Source organism: Pseudochrobactrum kiredjianiae (assembly GCF_030362795.1).
Lineage (GTDB): Bacteria > Pseudomonadota > Alphaproteobacteria > Rhizobiales > Rhizobiaceae > Pseudochrobactrum > Pseudochrobactrum kiredjianiae.
On the sequence record NZ_JAUCBM010000001.1, the window covers coordinates 812,929 to 834,408 of the forward strand.

Annotated in this window: 16 protein-coding genes and 1 pseudogene; 12 read left to right on the forward strand and 5 right to left on the reverse strand. The window is 50.2% G+C overall.

Annotated elements, in window-relative coordinates:
- Positions 1–119 precede the first annotated feature (119 nt).
- A complete protein-coding gene (locus QUF18_RS03610) occupies positions 120–1,637 on the reverse strand; it encodes an ABC transporter substrate-binding protein (protein WP_289385285.1) in 1,518 nt (505 codons plus the stop codon).
- Between the two features lie 137 nt (positions 1,638–1,774).
- Positions 1,775–2,500, reverse strand: coding sequence for a FadR/GntR family transcriptional regulator (locus QUF18_RS03615; protein WP_289385287.1), 726 nt, complete (start codon positions 2,498–2,500; stop codon positions 1,775–1,777).
- 312 nt (positions 2,501–2,812) lie between these two features.
- Between QUF18_RS03615 and QUF18_RS03620 the strand changes: the two genes are divergently transcribed.
- The 12 genes from QUF18_RS03620 to QUF18_RS03675 all read left to right on the forward strand — a co-directional run bounded on the left by QUF18_RS03620 (position 2,813) and on the right by QUF18_RS03675 (position 16,995).
- Positions 2,813–4,063: a Zn-dependent hydrolase gene (locus QUF18_RS03620; protein ID WP_289385289.1), complete on the forward strand. Its 1,251-nt coding sequence runs from the start codon at positions 2,813–2,815 to the stop codon at positions 4,061–4,063.
- Between the two features lie 290 nt (positions 4,064–4,353).
- Positions 4,354–4,863: a MarR family winged helix-turn-helix transcriptional regulator gene (locus QUF18_RS03625; RefSeq protein ID WP_374806463.1), complete on the forward strand. Its 510-nt coding sequence runs from the start codon at positions 4,354–4,356 to the stop codon at positions 4,861–4,863.
- A gap of 119 nt (positions 4,864–4,982) precedes the next feature.
- On the forward strand, positions 4,983–6,602 hold the full coding sequence (locus QUF18_RS03630; protein ID WP_289385294.1) for an AMP-binding protein: 1,620 nt from the start codon (positions 4,983–4,985) through the stop codon (positions 6,600–6,602).
- Positions 6,603–6,660: 58 nt separating this feature from the next.
- A complete protein-coding gene (locus QUF18_RS03635; RefSeq protein WP_289385296.1) occupies positions 6,661–8,982 on the forward strand; it encodes a bifunctional salicylyl-CoA 5-hydroxylase/oxidoreductase in 2,322 nt (773 codons plus the stop codon).
- 13 nt (positions 8,983–8,995) lie between these two features.
- Positions 8,996–9,796 carry an SDR family NAD(P)-dependent oxidoreductase gene (locus QUF18_RS03640; protein ID WP_289385298.1) on the forward strand — a complete coding sequence of 267 codons (801 nt, stop codon included), beginning with the start codon at positions 8,996–8,998 and terminating at the stop codon, positions 9,794–9,796.
- Positions 9,793–10,644: an enoyl-CoA hydratase family protein gene (locus QUF18_RS03645; protein WP_289385300.1), complete on the forward strand. Its 852-nt coding sequence runs from the start codon at positions 9,793–9,795 to the stop codon at positions 10,642–10,644. Before QUF18_RS03640 ends, QUF18_RS03645 begins: the two co-directional genes overlap by 4 nt.
- A gap of 1 nt (position 10,645) precedes the next feature.
- Entirely contained in the window at positions 10,646–11,824 is a 1,179-nt protein-coding gene (locus tag QUF18_RS03650) for an acyl-CoA dehydrogenase family protein (protein WP_289385303.1), read from the forward strand.
- A 9-nt stretch (positions 11,825–11,833) separates the two neighbouring features.
- Entirely contained in the window at positions 11,834–12,250 is a 417-nt protein-coding gene (locus tag QUF18_RS03655; RefSeq protein WP_289385305.1) for an acyl-CoA thioesterase, read from the forward strand.
- Positions 12,243–12,638, forward strand: a complete 396-nt coding sequence (locus tag QUF18_RS03660) for a RidA family protein (RefSeq protein ID WP_113944233.1) — start codon at positions 12,243–12,245, stop codon at positions 12,636–12,638. Before QUF18_RS03655 ends, QUF18_RS03660 begins: the two co-directional genes overlap by 8 nt.
- 11 nt (positions 12,639–12,649) lie before the next feature.
- On the forward strand, positions 12,650–14,656 hold the full coding sequence (locus QUF18_RS03665; protein WP_289385309.1) for a 3-hydroxyacyl-CoA dehydrogenase NAD-binding domain-containing protein: 2,007 nt from the start codon (positions 12,650–12,652) through the stop codon (positions 14,654–14,656).
- Positions 14,653–15,855, forward strand: a complete 1,203-nt coding sequence (gene pcaF / locus QUF18_RS03670; RefSeq protein ID WP_289385312.1) for a 3-oxoadipyl-CoA thiolase — start codon at positions 14,653–14,655, stop codon at positions 15,853–15,855. Before QUF18_RS03665 ends, pcaF begins: the two co-directional genes overlap by 4 nt.
- Positions 15,856–16,266: 411 nt before the next feature.
- Positions 16,267–16,995 carry a GntR family transcriptional regulator gene (locus QUF18_RS03675; RefSeq protein ID WP_289385314.1) on the forward strand — a complete coding sequence of 243 codons (729 nt, stop codon included), beginning with the start codon at positions 16,267–16,269 and terminating at the stop codon, positions 16,993–16,995.
- A 118-nt stretch (positions 16,996–17,113) separates the two neighbouring features.
- Here QUF18_RS03675 and QUF18_RS20475 read toward each other — a convergent pair whose 3' ends face one another.
- The 3 genes and pseudogenes from QUF18_RS20475 to QUF18_RS03685 all read right to left on the reverse strand — a co-directional run bounded on the left by QUF18_RS20475 (position 17,114) and on the right by QUF18_RS03685 (position 21,480).
- Entirely contained in the window at positions 17,114–19,090 is a 1,977-nt protein-coding gene (locus QUF18_RS20475; protein ID WP_377700460.1) for an AAA domain-containing protein, read from the reverse strand.
- 513 nt (positions 19,091–19,603) lie between these two features.
- A pseudogene (locus tag QUF18_RS20480) lies at positions 19,604–20,320 on the reverse strand (AAA domain-containing protein); the annotation flags it as partial.
- Between the two features lie 569 nt (positions 20,321–20,889).
- Positions 20,890–21,480, reverse strand: a complete 591-nt coding sequence (locus tag QUF18_RS03685) for a 3'-5' exonuclease (protein WP_289385320.1) — start codon at positions 21,478–21,480, stop codon at positions 20,890–20,892.

Sequence of the window (21,480 nt, forward strand, 5' to 3'; positions counted from 1 at the left end):
ATTATCTTGAAAACAGAACAGCGGGCATCAGGCCTGAAGCGGTAAAGCTTAATCAGTCTGTGTTGCAACAAGGTACCCGACGATTATGCCAACCGGCATAATCGTCGGGTAACGCGCTGTTATTGTTCCAGAGTCACGCCTTTCAGGCGGATCATGCCATCCGGATGAGCCGAGAAACCTTTGAGGTTTGCACGGGTCGCAAAGATCCATGGTTGGTAATAAAGATAGATAATCGGCAGTTCATCCTGCAGGATTTCCTGTGCCTGATCGTACAGTGCTTTGCGTTGTGCCTGATCCTGAAGGCCACGGGCTTCATTCAGCAATGCATCAATTTTTTCATTGCAGAAACCGGCATCATTGAGGCTGCCTTTGCAGGTGTCAAACTGATGGATATTGCCGTCCGGATCAGCACGGCCTGACCAGCCGCTCTGGCCGACTTCGTAGCTTTTTTCTTTCAACGTGCTCTGCAATGCCGCAAACTCGGTCGGGCGCAGGGAAATGTCGAAACCGGCTTCGGAAGACATCGCCTGAATAAGCTCATAGACCTGCTGGGATGTTGTTGAATTGCCGAAAGCCAGTTCAAAACTGATGCGCTCATGGCCGGCTTCTTTCATCAGCTGTTTGGCCTTTTCAACATCACGCGTCACCGCGTCATATTTTGGATTATAGGCAAAGCTTGAAGGCGGGAAAGGCTGATGTGCAGGCTGGAATACGCCTTGTCCGACAACTTCATTGATAGCATTGCGGTCAAGGGAAAGCTCGAAAGCCTGACGGATGCGTTTGTCATGACCAATCGGGAAACTGTCTTTGTCACCTTTAGTCATGTTGAAGGTCAGCGCCTGATAACCGATGCTGGTGACCGGCAGATATGTCAGGTTGCTGTCGCCTTTGGCGGCTTCAATATCCGAAGATGCAAGGCGCTCGATCAGGTCAAAATCACCAGAGCGCAGATTGGCAAAGCGGACTGTGGAATCCTGAATTGGCAGATAGGTCACTTTATCAAAGTGATAATTGGCGGCATCCCAATAATCGGCAAATTTTTCCAGAACAATACGGTCATTTTGAACGCGGCTGGTAAATTTATACGGGCCTGAGCAGATCGGATTTTTTGTAAAATCGCCATCCGTAAAGGCTTTAGGCGACAAGATCATACCGGCACGGTCTGAAAGCTGGGTGAGCAATGCCGCATCATGTTTTGTGACGTGAATGTCGAGCGAGGTGTCATCAACCACCTCAATCGTATCAATAGCTGCGACCTCACTTTTGCGCAGGGATTCCGGCAAAGTTTTAGCGCGTTCCAGATTGGCTTTGACATCGGCGGCAGTAATCGCTGTGCCATCATGGAATTTGCCGTCGTCGCGCAGTTTGATGTGCAGCGTCTTGCCGTCTTCAGACCATTTCCACTCTTTAGCGAGCTGCGGCTGGATTTCCAGCTTGTCATTGATATCAAACAGCTTATCGCACATGGATGACAGAACAATACGACCGACAAAGGTGCGGGCGCGGTGCGGGTCCAATACGTCCGGATCATCCTGCAGGCCGATACGCAAATCGGCAGCCAGTGCCGGTAAAGTTAAAGCGATTGCTGCGGCTGATAATGTCGCGCTTTTCAGCGCAATCTTATAGATTGATTTCATCTCCACCCCTTATCTTGTTCTTTTGAACAGTCACATCATGCGTTGGTTTTCATAAAGTCTGGACAGAACGGGTTTTCTCCTCCGGTCGAAAAACCGTTCTGCTGGTGATCCGCATTTCTTAATGCGGATCGGAATTGTTAGTCTGTGTTGTTGATCTGGCGCGCCTGCGTCCGCGCAAAGCCACCGATTTCTTCAACAACGGCCTCGCGCAGCGAGATCAGATGCGTGCGCATTGCTTCCTCGGCATCCAGCGGATGAAACCGCCGGATGGCATCAAGAATGGCATTGTGCTGGGTCACTGATAGCGAGTTACGGCCTGTGGAACGGACGCGTGCCCGAAATTGCTGCCATGCTTCATTGCGACGGATTTCATCAATAATGCTCATAATGGCGATGAAAAGCTGATTGCCGGATGCATCGGCAATCTTGCTGTGAAATGCTGAATCCCACTTCTCCCATGAGGCGACATCGTCGGCCTGCTCCGCTTTTTGCGCCAGTTTTTCCAACTGCTCAATCAGAGCCGGTGTTGCACGCGCTGCTGCCATGCGCGCCAGCGCTGGCTCAATTTCGATGCGCACATCCATCACTTCAATCGGATTGGTAAAAGTCGCAATCTGGTTGACAGGCATATTACCGGTCGGACGACGTTCGCCGCTGAACGTGCCTTGGCCTTGGCGACGCCAAATCTGGCCTTCGTGTTCCAGAATATCGAGCGCTGCACGTAACGCGCGACGGCTGACATTGAACTTTGCAGCCAGATCCCGCTCAGATGGCAGACGGCTTTCCTGATCTGCACCCTGATCGGCCAGCAGAGCGCGTAATTTTTCTAAAGCGAAATCTGAATTGTGGCTGAGATCATTCATTCTATTAAACAGTGCGGATCAGTTGAACCAATTAATTTATTGGTAGCATGATTCTCGGAGATGTGAATGATTTAGTGCATTTTATGTCCTAATAATTATATTTTAAGCGTAAATAGCAAAGTTAATGTCGCGAAATTAGTAATTTTAAGAAGAATAACGACGAACCAATTTAATATTGGTTCAAAATAGTTTGAGTGTTGCGCTGCGTTTTCATAAGCATCATAAATGGCTACAGCATAAAATGCTTGAGCGGCCTTTGTGCGTCCAAGAGTACGCATGGCGCTCTAGTCCCAATATTCGCAGGTTTTCGTAATGCCCAAGTTTTCTGATCCGCAACGCCTTCAAATTCTGATTGACGGGCTGAACCAGTTCAACGCTACTCCTGATAAAGGTACAACCCGACTGACCTATAGTCCGGAGTTCCGTCAGGCTAGCGATTATCTGCGTGTGCAGATGGAGGCGGCAGGGCTGACTGTGCGTGAAGATACGGTCGGCAATCTTATCGGGCGTCTGGAAGGGCGTACCCCTGATTTAGCGCCCGTTCTGATCGGTTCACATTTTGACTCGGTGCCAAATGGTGGCAAATTTGACGGTCAGGCAGGTGTGATCGCAGGGCTTGAAATTGCCTTTCAGCTACAGGAGCGCGGCCTTGCGCCGGAACGCCCGATTGAGTTTATCGCGATGATTGAAGAAGAGGGAACGCGTTTCGGCGGCGGCCTGCTGGCTTCACGTATTATGACCGGCAAAGTGGATATGGCTGAGTTGCTGGATTATGCAGATGATGCAGGCGTGCTGTTTCGCGAGGCGATGCAGAGCTATGGTCTTGACCCTTCCAAAGCGCATGAAGCCGTGCGCGAGGCGGGTTCGGTTCACGCGTTTCTGGAGCTGCATATTGAGCAGGGACCGGTGCTGGAGACGAGCGGCGATGATGTGGCTATTGTCGACCGCATTGTTGGTCTCGGACAGCTGAAGGCAATATTTCGCGGGCAGGCGGGACATGCAGGCACGACGCCGATGAATGCGCGTCGGGATGCTCTGGTCGGTGCCGTGACGGCGCTGGCGCAATTGCCGGATTTAGCGCGGACAATTGGTGAGGATGCTGTTTTGACTGTGGGTAAAATGGAAGTTCATCCGGGTGGTGCGAATGTCATACCTGATCGTGTGGTCTTTACCGCAGATATCCGTGCGCCAAAAGAGAATGTGGTACGTGCACTGCTGGATCAGGCGCGTGATATTATTGAACGCGCAGGCGGTAATGATTTGTCGGTTGATGTGGAGCAGCAAATCTACATCTCGCCGGTGCCGCTCTGTGCGCAAATGCATCAACGCTTACAGTCTCATGCCAATGCACTTGGCCTGAAAAGCCGGACGATGGTCAGTGGCGCAGGGCATGATGCAATGGTGATGGCCGATTTCGCACGAACCGGTCTCGTTTTTGTGCCGAGCCGCAATGGTATTTCCCATGCACCGGAAGAATGGACGGATTACGATCAGATGGCCAAGGGCGTTGATGTGCTGTTTCTGATGCTTTGTGAGCTCACAGGTATAGAACTCGCTACTTGAGTTATTTTTAGTTCATATTTGTAGATGCTTTAATCACAAAGGCTTGCAGTCAGATCTGGCTGCAAGCCTTTGTCGTTTGTGTTTTGCAATGCTCAAACTATTGAAAATAATTGTATTAAAGCGAAAATTTGTAAAATAATTTTAAGTATGAAACTTTATGCTTGAAATTATTTTTGAAAGTGACACCATGAGATCAGATTTTTTTTGGTGTCAGGATTCCCGTTGGTTTTGGTTCCCTGACACGTGATGCAAGAGGCGATCCGGATCGCGGATCGCAACGAGGTCAGATGATGAAAAAAGCAGAAGGGCAGTTAGCGGAGCAAAGTCCGGTAGCGGAGACTGTGCCGTCTAAACAGAGCCTGCGCGCATGGCTTAAATTGCTGAAATCAACAAAGCATGTTGAAGCCGTGATCCGTGAAAAACTGCGTACGGAGTTTGATACGACCCTGCCACGCTTTGACGTCATGGCTGCGCTTTATCGTTTTGAGAGCGGGCTGAAAATGACAGAATTGTCTGCCGCCCTGCGTGTTTCCAATGGCAATGTTACCGGCATTATCGAGCGTTTGGTCAGTGATGGTCTGGTGCTGCGTGTACCTGTGGAAAATGACAAGCGTGCAATGCTGGTTTGCCTCACCAAAAAAGGCCGCGAAGAGTTCGCTAATCTGGCCGCAGCGCATGAGCGCTGGATCAGCGAGATTTTCAGTGTTTTGTCGCCGCAACAATCAACCGAGCTGGTCACAGTGATTGATACGATTGAGCATGCTCTGGCGCTGCAAAACGATCATGATCATCTGCCTTAAAACAGGTAGAACACCCGCTCCAGTGCCAATATCAGGATATGCATGACACGATAACAATTTGAAGTTTCTGACATTTTTAAAAATAACGATGCGGGCATAAGCTTGCCGGGGAACAAAAAATGCTTGGACCAACAGCACATACGGACCATTTTACGCGCAATAATTTGCCGCCGGAAGACCTCTGGCCGGAACTCCCATTAGGCTCTATTACCTATCCGCAACTACTCAATGCCGGATATGAACTTTGTGATGCCATGGTGGAAAAGGGCTTCGGAGATAATACGGCGCTGATCGGCAACGGGCGACGCCGGACTTACAAAGAACTGGCCGATTGGAGCAATCGTATCGCTCATGTGTTGGTCGAGGATTATGGTTTGCAACCCGGCAACCGCGTTCTCATCCGTTCGGCGAACAATCCGGCAATGGTTGCCTGTTGGCTGGCGGCAACAAAGGCCGGTGCTGTGGTCGTCAATTCGATGCCGATGCTGCGGGCCTATGAGTTGGGGCAAATCGTCAATAAAGCTGAGATTTCCATTGCCCTTTGCGATACGCGCCTGATGGAAGATATGCAGCTTTGTGCGGCAGAGAGTGCTTATCTTAAAACTGTGGTCGGTTTTGATGGCAGCGCCAATCATGATGCGGAACTTGACCGGCTGGCATTGAATAAGCCGGTGCGTTTTGATTGTGTGAAAACCGGCCGTGATGATGTGGCATTGCTTGGTTTTACCTCCGGCACAACCGGCGAGCCAAAAGCCACAATGCATTTTCACCGTGATTTGCTGCTGATTGCCGATACTTATGCCAAAGAAGTATTGAATGTGCAGCCGGACGATATTTTTGTCGGCTCGCCACCTTTGGCCTTTACTTTCGGCCTTGGCGGTCTGGCGATATTTCCTCTGCGTTTTGGTGCTGCCGCGGCATTGCTGGAACAGGCAACGCCACCGAAAATGGTGGAGCTGATTGAAACATATAAAGCAACAATCAGCTTTACCGCGCCGACCGCCTATCGTGTGATGTTGCAGGCGATGAGTGAGGGCGCGGACTTGTCATCATTACGCATTGCGGTTTCTGCCGGTGAGACCTTACCGGCACCGGTTTATAATGCATGGATGGAGACGACCGGAAAGCCGATGCTTGACGGGATTGGTGCGACAGAGATGCTGCATATTTTTATCAGCAATCGTCTTGGGGATTCCGCTCCGGGACAAACCGGCAAGCCGGTGACCGGCTATGAAGCTAAAATCGTTGACGAGACTATGCAGGAAGTGCCGCGCGGTCAGATCGGGCGGCTGGCAGTGCGCGGCCCTACAGGCTGCCGCTATATGGCTGATGAGCGCCAGAAGGTCTATGTCCGTGATGGCTGGAACCTGACCGGTGATAGTTTCATTCAGGATGAAGACGGCTATTTCCATTTTGCGGCACGCGCTGATGATATGATTATTTCATCCGGCTATAATATTGCAGGGCCTGAGGTTGAGGCGGCTCTGCTTGTCCACCCCGATGTGCGTGAATGTGCGGTTATCGGTGTGGCGGACGCAGAACGCGGCCAGATTGTCGAAGCGCATGTCATCTTACGGGATGGTGTTGAGCCATCGGCAGAGATGGCTAAAGCCCTGCAAGAACACGTGAAAAGCATTATCGCGCCCTACAAATATCCGCGCTCGGTGCGCTTCATTCAGGATTTGCCGAAAACGGTAACGGGCAAGATTCAGCGCTTTATGCTGCGGCAGAGTGCCTGAAGGAAATGACCATGATTGATGCCGTTACAGTTCGGTCAGACAAAGGGAGATACTAAAGATGCGTATCGTTTGTATTGGTGGTGGTCCGGCCGGACTTTACTTCGCTCTGCTGATGAAAAAGAACCATCCGGAACATCACATCCGTGTTGTGGAACGCAACAAGCCTTATGATACTTTCGGTTGGGGCGTCGTATTCTCAGACGCAACCATGGATTCCATGAAGATATGGGATGAAACAAGCGCCGCACAAATTCAGGATGCTTTCAATCATTGGGACGATATCGAGGTGCTGTTTAAAGGCACACGCCAACGTACCAGTGGTCATGGTTTTGTCGGCATCGGCCGCAAAAAGCTTTTGAATATTCTGCAAAAACGCTGCGAAGAGCTGGGCGTTGAACTGGTTTTTGAAACCGATGTCGATGCCGATACACAATATCCGGATGCAGATTTGATTATCGCTTCGGATGGTCTGAATTCCAAAATCCGTAATCATTATGCTGATATTTTTGAGCCGGATATGGTGGTGCGGCCAAACCGTTATATCTGGCTTGGCACGGATAAATTATTTGATGCTTTCACCTTTGATTTTCGCAAGACGGATCATGGCTGGTTTCAGGCGCATATTTATAAATTCGATGACAAAACATCGACATTCATCATTGAAACGACGGAAGAGGCTTACCAGAAACACGGTCTGGGCGGCATGTCCCAGCAGCAGTCGATAGATTTCTGTCAGGATCTGTTCTCGGAAGTACTGGAAGGCGCGCCGCTGATGACCAATGCACGGCATCTGCGCGGTTCGGCATGGCTGAACTTCAACCGTCTGATTTGCGGAAAATGGAGCCATTATAACGGCAATTCCCATCTGGTACTGATGGGCGATGCGGCGCATACGGCGCATTTTGCAATCGGTTCCGGTACCAAACTGGCGATTGACGATGCAATTGAATTGACCCGTCAGTTCCAGCTGCATGGCCATGATAAGAGCAATATTCCGGCAGCACTGGAAACTTACGAAGAAATTCGTCGTGTGGATGTCGCACGCATTCAGAATGCTGCGCGCAATGCTATGGAATGGTTTGAAGTAGTCGGGCATCGTTATGCCGATACGCTGGAACCGGAACAATTTATGTATTCCATGCTGACCCGCTCGCAGCGTATCAGCCATGAAAACCTGCGCCTGCGCGATAAGACCTGGCTGGAAGGTTATGAAAAGTGGTTTGCGGAAAAATCCGGTCTGCCGGTTAATACCAATACTGGTAGTCGTCAGACACCACCGATGTTTACACCTTATCGCCTGCGCGATGTGACCCTGCCAAACCGTATCGTCATGTCACCTATGGCGATGTATTCGGCACAGGATGGTTTAATCAATGATTTCCATATGGTGCATTTAGGCGCGCGCGCGCTCGGTGGTGCTGGATTGATTTTTGCGGAAATGACCTGCGTTTCACCCGATGGCCGTATTACCCCCAATTGCCTTGGTCTGTGGAATGATGAACAGGCAGCAGGCTGGAAGCGGTTGGTGGATTTTGTGCATCAGAATTCTGATGCTAAAGTTGCGATTCAGCTTGGCCATGCAGGGCGCAAAGGCGCGACCAAACCGGCATGGGAGGGCATTGACCAGCCGGTGAGTGACGATCAGAGCTGGCCGTTAGTTTCGGCATCTGCCGCGCCATATTTGGTGAATAGTCAGACACCGAAGGCAGTTGATCGCGCGGATATGGATCGCGTTCTGGCTGATTTTGTCCGCTCTGCTGAACTGGCTGTGACCACAGGTGCAGACTGGCTGGAATTGCACTGCGCCCATGGCTATCTGCTCTCCAGTTTCCTGTCGCCGTTGACCAATCAGCGTACCGATGAATATGGTGGCAACCATGAAAATCGTGCCCGTTATCCGCTGGAAGTGTTCCGCGCAATCCGTGCTGTCTGGCCGGAAGGCAAACCGATTTCAGTTCGTCTTTCCTGTCATGACTGGGCTGAAGGTGGTAATACGCCGGATGATGCAGCGATTTTTGCGCAAATGTTTAAAGATGCCGGTGCTGATTTGATCGACTGTTCTTCCGGTCAGGTTGTGAAGCATGAGAAGCCGGTTTATGGCCGCCTGTTCCAGACCCCGTTCTCGGACAAAATCCGCAATGAAGTGAATATTCCAACCATTGCTGTTGGTGCGATTTCGGAAGCCGATCATGCCAATTCGATCATTTCGGCAGGACGTGCGGATTTGTGCGCGGTCGCCCGCCCGCATCTGGCAGATGCGGCCTGGGTATTGCATGAGGCTGCCAAAATCGGCCTGACCAATGTGGCTTGGCCGAAGCAATATTACTCCGGAAAAACACAATATGAGACGAATTTAAGCCGTGCGGCGCAGGCTAAGTGAAGTGAGACAATTCATGAATGATATGCAGTTTACGGACAAACATATCCTGATTACCGGTGCTGGCAGTGGCATCGGAGCGGCTATTGCCCGTGAATTTGTTGCCAAAGGTGGTAATGTTACGCTGGCAGGCAGACGGCATGAGCCTTTGACGGTCTTGGCAGCAGAACTTGATCAGGCAGCAGGGCGCAAAGCCTGCCATGTTGCCGGTGGTTTTGATGTGACGGACGCGCAGGCAATTCGCATCGGTTTGCAAGCGGCGCAAGCCAATTTCGGTGCGGTTTCAATTCTGGTCAATAATGCCGGTGAAGCGCCTTCCGCTCCGTTTGAAAAGACCACCGAGGACATGTGGGCGCGGGTGATCTCCGTTGATCTGACCGGTGTTTTTCAGGTCACACAGGCGGTTTTATCGGACGTTAAAGCCGCTGGCGGTCATGGCCGGATTATCAATATTGCTTCAACTGCCGGGCTGACAGGCTATGCCTATGTGTCTGCCTATTGTGCCGCGAAACATGGTGTTGTCGGGCTGACCCGCGCTTTGGCACTGGAACTGGCGACCAAGGGCGTGACGGTCAATGCCGTTTGCCCCGGATTTACAGATACGCCGATTATCCGCGATGCCATTGCGCAGATCATGGAGAAAACCGGACGCAGTGAGGAAGAGGCGCTGGCGCATTTCGTGCAGAGCAACCCGCAGAAGCGGCTGATCCGGCCTGAGGAAGTGGCACATACAGTATTATGGCTGGCATCATCGGATGCCGCCTCCATCAATGGACAGGCAATTGCGGTTGCCGGTGGCGAGGTATTGGCAGGATGAGTGAACAGAGCATCAGCATGAACAGTCATTTGAAAGCGTTCAAAACCTATCAGGCGCAGCATTTTCTCTGGGAAGTGAGCGAAAACGGACGGGTGGCAACACTGACACTGAACCGCCCTGACCGTAAAAATCCGCTGACTTTTGAAAGCTATGCCGAGCTGCGCGATTTGTTTCAAAATCTGACCTATGCTTCAGATATCCGGACAGTCGTGCTGATAGGTGCGGGCGGTAACTTCTCTTCCGGCGGTGATGTATTCGAAATTATTGAACCGCTGACCCAAATGCCGATGCCGGAATTGCTGGCTTTTACGCGTATGACCGGTGATGTGATTAAAGCCATGCGCAAATGTCCGCAGCCGATTATTGCGGCTGTTGACGGTATTTGCGCCGGAGCAGGCGCAATTCTGGCGATGGCATCGGATTTGCGCCTTGCAACACCGGAAGCCAAAACCGCTTTCTTGTTTACCCGTGTCGGTCTTGCCGGTGCGGATATGGGAGCCTGCGGTATTCTGCCACGAATTATCGGGCAGGGGCGTGCCGCAGAACTGCTCTATACTGGCCGGTTTATGAGTGCTGAAGAGGGCAAAGACTGGGGCTTTTACAATCATCTGCATGCGCAGGAAAATCTCCTTGGTGAGGCGCAGAAACTTGCCGGAACGCTCGCTGATGGCCCGTATTTTGCTCATGGGATTACCAAGACCATGATGCGTCAGGAATGGGCGATGGGCATTGAGGAAATGATTGAATCTGAAGCGCAGGCACAGGCGATTTGCATGGCAACGCAGGATTTCCGCCGTGCTTTTGAAGCTTTTGCAGCCAAACGCCGTCCAGAATTTGAGGGGAACTGATATGACAGCCAGCCTTTGCCGTTCAGCCCCCGTATTGGAGCATCTGGAACTGCCGTTTTTTGAGCCGCAGCAACATGAATTTGTGCAGAAGCTCAACGCATTTGCAGCCTCCGGTGTTTTGCAGACAATTGATCACAGCGATACCGATGCTGCTTGCCGTCAGGTGGTGAAGCAGCTCGGGCAAGCCGGATTGCTTACAGCAGTGACCGGCGACAATGGCCGGACAGAGATTGACTCGCGCTCCGTTTGTCTGGCGCGTGAAACGCTGGCATGGCACGATGGTCTGGCTGATTTTGCCTTTGCTATGCAAGGGCTTGGTACCGGAGCGATTGGTCTTGCCGGATCAGATGAGTTGAAGCGGCAGGTGCTGCCAAAGGTGACGTCCGGCGAATGGCTGGCGGCTTTTGCACTGTCAGAAAAAGATGCCGGTTCCGATGTCGGCGCTATGCAATGCGCGGCGATCCGTGACGGTGATGATTATATCCTCAATGGTGAGAAAACGTGGATTTCCAACGGCGGCATCGCTGATGTTTATACGGTGTTTGCCCGCAGCGGTGAGGCGGCAGGCACCCGCGGTATTTCTGCTTTTGTAGTCTATGCCACTGATCCCGGCTTTTCGATTGCCGAGCGCATTGATGTGATTGCACCGCATCCTTTGGCAACAATCCGTTTTGAAAATTGCCGCATTCCGGCTTCCCGTCGCTTAGGTGCAGGTGGCGAGGGCTTCAAAATCGCCATGCGCACGCTCGATATTTTTCGTGCATCGGTGGCTGCTGCCGCTCTCGGCTTTGCCCGTAGGGCATTGGATGAGGCTTTGCATCACGCTTGCAACCGAAAAATGTTTGGCTCGGCATTGAGTGATCTGCAATTAACGCAGGCTATTCTTGGTGAGATGGCAACGGAACTGGATGCCGCAACGCTGCTGACTTATCGCGCTGCATGGCGCCGCGATGTGCAAAAACTGCCGACAACCATGCAGGCCGCTATGGCGAAAATGACCGCCACAGAATCCGCGCAGATGATCATTGATCGCGCTTTGCAGATGTTTGGCGGGCGTGGTGTCAAAACCGGCGAGATTACCGAAAAGCTGTATCGTGAAATCCGCGCTCTGCGGATTTACGAAGGGGCAACGGAAGTACAAAAGCTCATCATCGCCCGCGAATTGCTGAAATCAATGTAAGGGCAGATCATGGCATTTCACACGACAAGACCTTTGCGTTTCGGGGATTGTGACCCTTCGGGCATCGCTTACTTCCCTTCCTATCTGAATATTCTGATAGGCGTGCTGGAGGACTTCTTTGCCTCGATTGGTGCGGACTGGAAAACACTTAACCAGCAAAGGCAGATTGCAACGCCGACCGTTCGCCTTGATCTGACTTTTGTGAAGCCCGGCTTTCATGCAGACCAGCTGGAATTTACGCTCAAAGTTATGGCTGTCGGCGGCAGTTCAGTGTCGCTTGAGCATGAAATCCACGCCAATGGCGATTTATTATGGTCGGCAAAACATAAAATTGTCGCCACTTCTATGACCACTCATAAAGCCTGCGCATGGCCTGACGATATTCGCGCTGCGCTCTCAAATCATCTGGAGACACAGAATGCATAAGATTTTACAACCGGATAACTGGGTTGCGCCGATTGGCTATTCGAATGGTATTTCTGCCCGTGGCCGCACAATTTTTGTCGGCGGACAAATCGGCTGGAACGAACAATGCGAGTTCGAAACCGATGATTTCGTTGAACAGGTTCGCCAGACGCTTAAGAATATTGTTGCTATTCTGGCCGTTGACGGCGCGGGGCCTGAGCATATCACTACGATGACATGGTACTTCACCGATAAGCAGGAATATAAATCCAATATGCGTGGTCTCGGACAGGCTTATCGCGATGTGATCGGTAAGCATTTTCCGGCAATGGCGGCGATGCAGGTGGCGGGGCTGATTGAAGATCGTGCCAAAATTGAAATTCAGGTCACAGCTGTCGTGCCGGACTGACGGGAGTGAACATGCCTGCCAGTTCTGAAACAAAGATCATTCATTTTTCAGATGCCGTTTCGGGTTTTGTTGATCATGGCCTTTTGCAGGTCACGATCAGCAATCCGCCGGTCAATGCGATTTCAGCCGCTATTCGTGAGGGGCTGATGCAGGCCATGGATATGGTTGAGACCTATAGTGTTGTGCACGGGCTGATCATTCGCGGTGAGGGGAAGTTCTTCGCAGCGGGGGCGGATATTCGGGAGTTTGATCTGCCACCGTCAGAGCCGACACTGCCACAGGTTACCGCGCGGATAGAGGCATTAGCAAAACCGGTTATTGCAGCGATTAACGGGCCTACGCTGGGCGGGGGCTGTGAAGTTATTCTGGCTTGCCATTACCGGATCGCTTCAGAAACGGCAAAGTTTGGTCTGCCGGAAGTGAAGCTGGGGCTTGTGCCGGGCGCGGGCGGAACACAACGCCTGCCACGTTTGACAGGGCTGACTGCTGCTTTGGATATGATTGGTACAGGATGTACGATTTCAGCGCAGGAAGCATTGAAGAATGGTCTGATTGATGAGGTTGTCGCTCCGGAAAATCTAATGCTGACGGCGCAAAATGTTGCAAAAAAGCTGATTGGTACACAGCCGCGCCGCACATTGGAGTTATCTGTAAAAACAGAAGATACCGAGCAAACCGCAGCAAAAATTCTGAGCAAAGCGCGTGGTCGTGGTGCGCCATCAGAAGCATTGCGTCTGGTTTCGCTCTCTGCAACATTGCCAGCGCAACAAGCTTTGGCCGAGGAGCGCGCAACCTTCCTGCGCTTGCGCGAAAGTGAAGAAGCCCGTGCGTTGCGCTATGTGTTTTTTGCTGAGCGCGACGCCGGAAAACAGAGCGCTGACAGCACAGTTGCAACCCGCAAAGTGACAACCATTGGCATAGCAGGTACCGGTCTGATGGGTTCAGGTATCGCGGTATGCGCGTTAGCCGGTGGCTATCAGGTTATTGGTTATGAGCAAAGCGAAGAGGCTGCGCTTGCCGGATATCAGCGCATTACTGCCTTGCTGGACAAGCAGTTCCAGACGGGGCGCTTGAGCGAACAGGCATTGCAGCAACAGAAGGCTAATCTCAGCGTCAGCGCGGATATTGCAGCACTCTCAGCTGCTGATCTGGTTATCGAAGCCGTCTTTGATGATCTGACAGTTAAGTCTGAGCTATTCGCTAAGCTGGACAAAGTGTTACGTCCTGATGCGATTGTGGCGACCAATACCAGCTATCTTAACCCTGATGAGCTGGCTGTACAGATCAGCCATCCGTCGCGGGTTGTCGGCATGCATTTCTTCTCTCCAGCACATATTATGCGGCTGCTGGAGATTGTGAATTGTGCGCAAACTGTGCCGGATGTTTTGGCAACCACCGTTGCTGTGGCCAAAAAGCTTAACAAGCTGGGCATTGTTTGCGGCGTGTGTGAAGGCTTTATCGGCAACCGGATTTTCTCGGCCTATCGTCGTGAAGCAGAATTTATGCTGGAGCAGGGCGCTCTGCCGCACGAGATTGATGCAGCCTTGGAAGATTACGGTTTCGCGATGGGATTATTCGCGGTCTATGACATGGCCGGATTGGAAATCGCCTGGGCAAAGCGCAAACGGCAGGCGGCAACACGTTCTCCAGATGAGCCTTACTCCCCGATTGCCGACCGGCTTTGTGAGGCAGGTCGGTTCGGTCAAAAAAATGGCAAAGGCTGGTATCAATATCAGGATGGCAAGCGTCAGATCGATCCTGATGTCACAACATTGATTGAAACCGTGCGGCTTGAGAAAAACATTCAGGCACGCAGTTTTACGTCAAAACAAATTATCGCTCAGCTCTTGCAGGTCATGGCGGATGAAGGCACGCAATTGCTTCAGGAAGGCATTGCTGCATCCCCAAGTGATATCGATCTGGTGCTGATCAATGGTTATGGCTTTCCCGCCCATAAAGGCGGGCCGATGTTTACCGCAGCACAAAGCAAAACAAAAACGACGGGAACAAGTGCATGAGCGAAGCCTATATTATCGGCGGTGTCCGCACACCTATTGGCCGTTATGGCGGGGCGCTTGCATCGGTGCGGCCGGATGATATGGCAGCCCATGTTATCCGTGAGGCACTGGCTCGTTTTCCGTCACTTGGCAATGCCGTGATTGATGAGGTGGTGTTTGGCTGTGCCAATCAGGCCGGTGAGGACAATCGCAATATTGCCCGTATGGCGGTTTTACTGTCTGGCCTTGGTGAGAGTGTTCCGGCAACAACCATCAATCGTCTTTGTGGTTCGGGGCTTGATGCGGTTGGTTATGCCGCCCGTGCAATTAAGCTTGGGGAAGCCGATATTATTATTGCCGGTGGTGTTGAGAGCATGTCGCGCGCACCATTCGTGATGCCCAAGGCAGACGCGGCCTTCCAGCGGCAGAATGCGGTTTATGACACAACCATTGGCTGGCGCTTTATCAATCCGCTGATTGACGGCAAATATGGTTCTGAATCCATGCCGGAAACGGCTGAAAATGTGGCGCAGAATTACGACATCAGCAGACAGGATCAGGACGCTTTTGCCCTGATGAGCCAGACCCGTGCAAGCCATGCCATTCAAAGCGGTCGTCTCGCACAGGAAATTGCACCTTATGTGATTGCGGGGCGAAAGGGTGCTACAACCATTGTGGCACAAGATGAGCAACCGCGCGAAACCTCGCTGGAAAAACTAGCCGCACTCACAACGCCGTTCCGCCAAAACGGAACTGTAACGGCAGGTAATGCATCGAGCGTCAATGATGGTGCGGCAGCTGTGATTATTGCCTCAAAGCAAGCTGTTGAGCGCTACGGACTGACAGTGCTTGCACGTGTTGAAGGTATGGCGACGAGTGGTGTTGCCCCCCGAATTATGGGGATCGGCCCTGTATTCGCAACACAGAAGCTGCTGCATCGCCATAATCTGAAACTTGCTGACATTGGTGTGATTGAGCTGAATGAAGCTTTTGCTGCACAATCCTTGGCGTGTATGCGCCAGCTCGGGCTCTCCGATGATGCAGCCCATGTTAATCCTAATGGTGGTGCAATTGCGCTTGGCCATCCGCTTGGTATGTCTGGTGCCAGACTGGCTTTAACCGCCGCAATGGAACTGCAAAATCATGATACGCAACATGCTTTGGCAACCATGTGTGTAGGCGTAGGGCAGGGGATATCACTTTTACTTAGCCAGCCTTAAGGCAAATACAGAGATAGCGTCCCAAACTGAGTAAGCCGCCATTGCATATCAGTGCCTGCGGCGGAATAATCAGAATATTGGTTTTGACAGCGTAGCGACACAGCGCAATGGCCGCTTTATTCAGGTCTTACACGGCACTGATCCCGCCGGAATACTGTTTTATGCTGTAGATATAAGGTGTTATATCAAAGCTCATTGAGTGAAACTCATTGGACTTTGGTTAAGCCTGTGTGGCAATGGAACATTTTCAAGACATGATGCGTTAGCATCTTGAGCCGTCTTGGTATTAGAGTGCCATATCCTTTTCGGATGAAGGTACCCGCGATTTGAAGCTCATATTGATAATGACGCAAATTATATAATTTACTTTTCACCCAATTATGAGAGTAATGGTGAGAAGGGGACAAGTTGTTGAGCCAAGAAACTGTGACAAAAACAGAGCATGCCTACCAAACCTTACGGCAGGATATTTTAGAAGTGCGGTTGGCGCCGGATACTCCGCTCAGGCTCGGTGCAATCCGCGAGTCTTATGGTGTTGGGTGGACGCCATTGCGTGAGGCATTATCTCGTCTTGAAGCTGAGCATTTAGTGCAGTCTACCGCGAATAAAGGTTATGTCGTTGCTTCGGTTTCAATTGCTGAATTAGCCGATTTGACTAAAACGAAAGGCATGATTGAGCTTCAGTTGCTGCGTGAATCTATGGAATTTGGTCATCAGGAATGGGAGGCAAGGATAGTTGCAGCGCATTACCGGTTGTCGCGGGAGGTTCCGCCGTTCGAGCAAGAAGGTGATCAGGAACATTTTACAAGCTGGTCTCATCTTCATGATGCTTTCCATAATGCGCTGATTTCTGCCAACCAATCTCCGTGGTTGAGCCGGTTTTACCGTCAGGTGACAGATCATATGCGCCGTCATGGGCGGGCTTTACGCACAGCGATGCCGCATATGGAGTCTGAAGCCTCTTCTGCTGCTTTGAAAGCTTCACCGGCATTGCGGATGTCTTTTTCGCTAGAGCCGCATACGGCCTTGATGGATGCTGTGATCAACCGCCAGATTGCGCAGGCGGTGAATCTGATACAGGAACATAATAAGCTGACTATGCTTGCTTATGACGAAATAAATGACGGCTTCGCAGAATGAGATGTTTATGGGCTGCGCCAGTTTAAATCTATATGTTTAGTTTGAGCCTATAGATCTAGACCAGAGCATCACATCAGTATATTGGCGTCAATATTTCTGTCGGGTGTAGTGTTCATTTTTATTCGTCGGGAAAAACCGGCTCCGAAGTCTTTCTTTGCTCTAGGCTTTCCTGAATAGTTTTGATCTCGTTGTTTAATACATTGCCTTTGTAGACAAGTGATGTTTCGTGTCTCGTATATTCGCCATTCCGGTCTGCGCTTAACCAGTTAAACGATCCTACAGAAAGTATTTTCTTATCGATAATAACGATTTTACTATGCATCTTACGGACATAAACAATCGTAACGCCAATGTTTGTGAGTGCCTTTCTGATAAAATTTAAATAATTGTAAGATAATGATGCGCCATTCATTCGGTTATCTGCATTCAGCTCAGGATCGATATAAACGCTTATGCGCGTTCCGCGTTGCACAGCTTCCTGAAAGGCTTTGAGAAAGCCAAATTGTTGTAGTGGCTTCAATTTTATCCAGGGTGACACAATATGGATGTCACGCGCATTTAATTTCAGAGAGTGTAAGAGAAATTGGTCATGTTCTTCTGCATTCTGTAAGTGGATAAGTTCAGAATTGCTATCTTGAAGGTCGCCGCGAGCGGGAACGGAAAATGGGAGCGCATTCTCCTTTCTGGCAAACATATAACTTGCCAGCAGACCACGCGAAGTACCGGGCGAAGCTGATGCAAAAACATCCATGTCGCCAAATAGCAAAAAACTGTCCTTGGCTCTGGATACAGCAACATTGAGCATGCTTTTTGACAGATCAATGAAATTACCGTCTTCATGTTTGGAATAGACTGACGAGAAAAGAATGATCGCGCGCTCTGCGCCTTGCAGTGCATGGACTGTTCCGACAGTTATATCATTTTTACCGGTTCCTGCTGCGATATTCTGTTTGTGGCAGGCATTGATGATTGTACGGCTTTGTGCAGCAAAGGGCGTTACAACGCCTACAATATTTTCAATGTTCTGGCCGTAATGTTGTTCCAGAACCTGCTTATTCTCGGCTAACCAGAGTGCTATTGTTTCAGCTTCCAGATGGTTGACACGGCTTGTGCCGCTGGTGCGGCAGAACCCGTGAATATGAAGATATGCCATAGGTGGAAATGGCGGCTTTGTATCTGGAATCCGCTTTGGCAGGAGTTTGCCCTGATAAGAAAGCTCGTTGCAGTAATTGATGATTTCAGTGAGACAGCGGTGATGCTCATACAGGTAGAAGCCACGCTCCATTTGCGGATCATAATGATAGCGGCATGCATGTTGTGCAACTTGCATTACGCTGCCGGAGGAAGCTAATTTGCCGGTTGTTTTTAAACGCTCCCAGCCGTCTTCACTAATTTCTCCCTCAATGATCCCGCTGCCCAGTAAGTTACCCAGATCGACACGCTGAGAGATCGCCCATATAGGTTCAATCTGGCGCGTATCACCGATCACGATGGCTTTTTTGGCTAATGTAAAAGAGGCACCGGCAACTTCCGGCAAGACTTGTCCTGCTTCATCAATAATCAGGAGATCAATGTAGTTATAAAGATAATCATCACTGTACACATCGTTTATACATTGACGTACCCGAAGTTTCTGCGGCAGCATTGCAAGGGTGGAAACGGCACAAGGTGTCAGCATCATACGCCTGCGCCACCGCGCTTCGATTGTCTTACGGCCAGTTTTTCCGCGCTGTTGCTCAATGGCCGGTAAATTGTTTTCCATTTCAAGCAGCCAGCGACCTTCCCAGTAATGGGTGGTCAGCAGAAATATTTTAAACCGCACAAGCTTGTCAGTCTCAGCGTCAATTTCTGAAAAGTCATTTGATGACGGCAAGCCAATAGATGTCAGCGTGTTGTCCCACTGTTTTTGACACTGTTCTTGATTGTGAATTAAGGACTGAGCCTGAGATACCGCTTGGTATTGCAGGCTCAGCTCCTGATCGAGCCGTCTGACATCTGCCTTGATCGTATTTTCAATTTCGGCAAATTGCCGGATACTTTCCAAAGAGCGCGGGTCAGGCCAGATGTCGCGTAAAAACAGGCGTGCTTTTTGCATCCGCTTTTTGGCCACCACAGGCAGCCAGCCGAAGGCAGAAAGTAAAATGGATTCCTGAGCCTGATATTCTTCCCAGCGCCGGTTCAATGTTTCAATGCCGGTTTTCTGTGCGGATATAATTGCTGCTTTAAGTTGACGTGCTGCAAGCTCGCCTTGCGGGTCATGAGAAAGTACTTCTGTACAGCTGGCTGTAGCCGATGACAGGGATGCCCACGCGTTTTGTAAGTGCTGTAACTTGTCCGCTTCATTATGGAGTGCGGATTTCAGTTCGTTGACGATTGCTTCAACGGTCACTGTTCCCAAGTCAGGAAATGCGCGTGCGCCTGCTGCAATAAAGGCGGCTTTTGCTCTGATGACATAATCCGGAGTTTCGATTTTTTCAAAGAAGGATTCTGTCTGGTATTTCTTGCTCGCGTCTTCTTCGCGCGCTTTTGATGGCAAATATGTACCGAAGCTTTTCAGTTCAGGTAGCCAGCGGCCTGAAAAGGAGCCGGTTCTTTGCGAGAAATTCTTTGCAAAAGCATCGAGAATATTTGTAACGGCCTGATTGTTGGTTGATGCAGCGACAATGACAGGCGGTTCTTTTCCCCGCATTGCGGCACGCGCCCATTCCACGGCGACTATGGAAAGCAGCATTGTGGTTTTGCCGGTGCCCGGAGGGCCGTTAACGGCAATAATATCACCATTGTCAGAGGTGCAGCTATGGGAGACGACATCACGCTGTGCTCTTGCTAATGGAAATGTATCGCTGGAATGGCCAAGACGGGCAGCAAAACTCACATCACTCGATAAGCATGGTTCCGGTTGCAAAACCTGCTCGCTGGCATAGCGATCAAACAGGGGCGCCTTGATTTTTGCCTGCCGGAAATGATCGTAGAGTTTTAAAATGTGAAAAGATGCGAAAACGACTTTATCTGATTCCTCGAAATACCATCCCTCTGCAATCTGGTAGCTAGTATCATCGCTTGGCCAGTTACCGGTGATCTGGTTCAGAAGTGTGTGATAATAATCGCGAAATGCATTCCAGTTTTTGGTGTGGACTGCGTGGCGATCATGCGAGTCCTCTGCGTGTTCTTCTTCCTCATCCGTCATAACAGGAACGGATGCTGTGCTGGCGAAATGATCTAAATCCTCAACTTTACCGATTGCGAGACTTCCTTGGCCGACTGGCTCCAGCAAATCGCGGGGAACGGATGCATCGGTAAGAAATAAACGGCCGTCACGTGCCATTGACCCTTTTAAAATGATTGGTGTTACAATAGCAGGCAGTCCGTCATTTCGGAGCTGACCGTGCTCTGATATGCGATGGGCAATGATCGGCCGGATTGTTATTTCAAGTAATTTTGTATCTTTAGGCCTGTCTTTAAAAAGCGCAGAGACAAATTTATGCTCAACAATACCTTCTTTTAGCTCAGAAAGCGGGCGCTCATTGAACCGCCTGGCCTCTTTTGGGGTAAAGCCTCCCTGGTTGAAGGCACTATCTGCAAGGCTATTACGCCAGTATGATGCATAAGACTGTGATTTCAATTTTCTGACTATTATTTTTTAAGTGAATGTACTCATTTGGAAGGTGTTTGAGAGCTGAGACAAAAAATATTTAAATGCGTATTGAATAATTTTATAAGCATATCAGCAATGAAATGCCAATATACATGACGTTTTGGTTTTTATTTGTCATTTTCTGATAGTTTATATTTTAATGTGTAATTTTTATCGTTATTTCAAAGTAATATATTGTAAAATAGGGCGTCAGCTCAAATAATTATATTGCAAATATTTGCTGATTTAATGACTTGATATTATTTTTTGCGACTGGTGCAGGCTTCGTAGCCACTTGAAAATAGGCGGCCAGGGCGCATCCCGATCATTTTTGGTACATCTGATAATGTCGGGGCACGCAGAGATTGTGTCATGGCGATTGTCGCTTGCGCGCAAATCGCGGCATCTTCAGCTGCATTATGATGATGGAAGCTCAAACCAAGATAATTGGCCAGAACATTCAGTTTGTGGGATGGCAAATGCGGCCAAACTTTCTGCGCCATTTTAACTGAGCAGAGATATTGGAACTCAGGGTAATTCTGCCGGTACAAATCCAGAGACGCACGCCAGACACTGAAATCAAAAGCCGCATTATGAGCAATCATCATTGCGCCCGCAAAATCATCGGCAAATTCGTCCATAACGTCCGGAAACTCTCCGGCATCTTCAACATGCTCAGGGCGAATGCCATGAATAGCGATGTTAAATGAAGAAAATCGCATATCTTTTGGCCGGATGAAGCGTTCTTCAACCCGCACAACCTGATCATTCTCGATCCATGCCAATCCGACAGAGCAGGCGCTGGCGCGTTGTTCATTGGCGGTTTCAAAATCGACAGCGATGATTTTCAA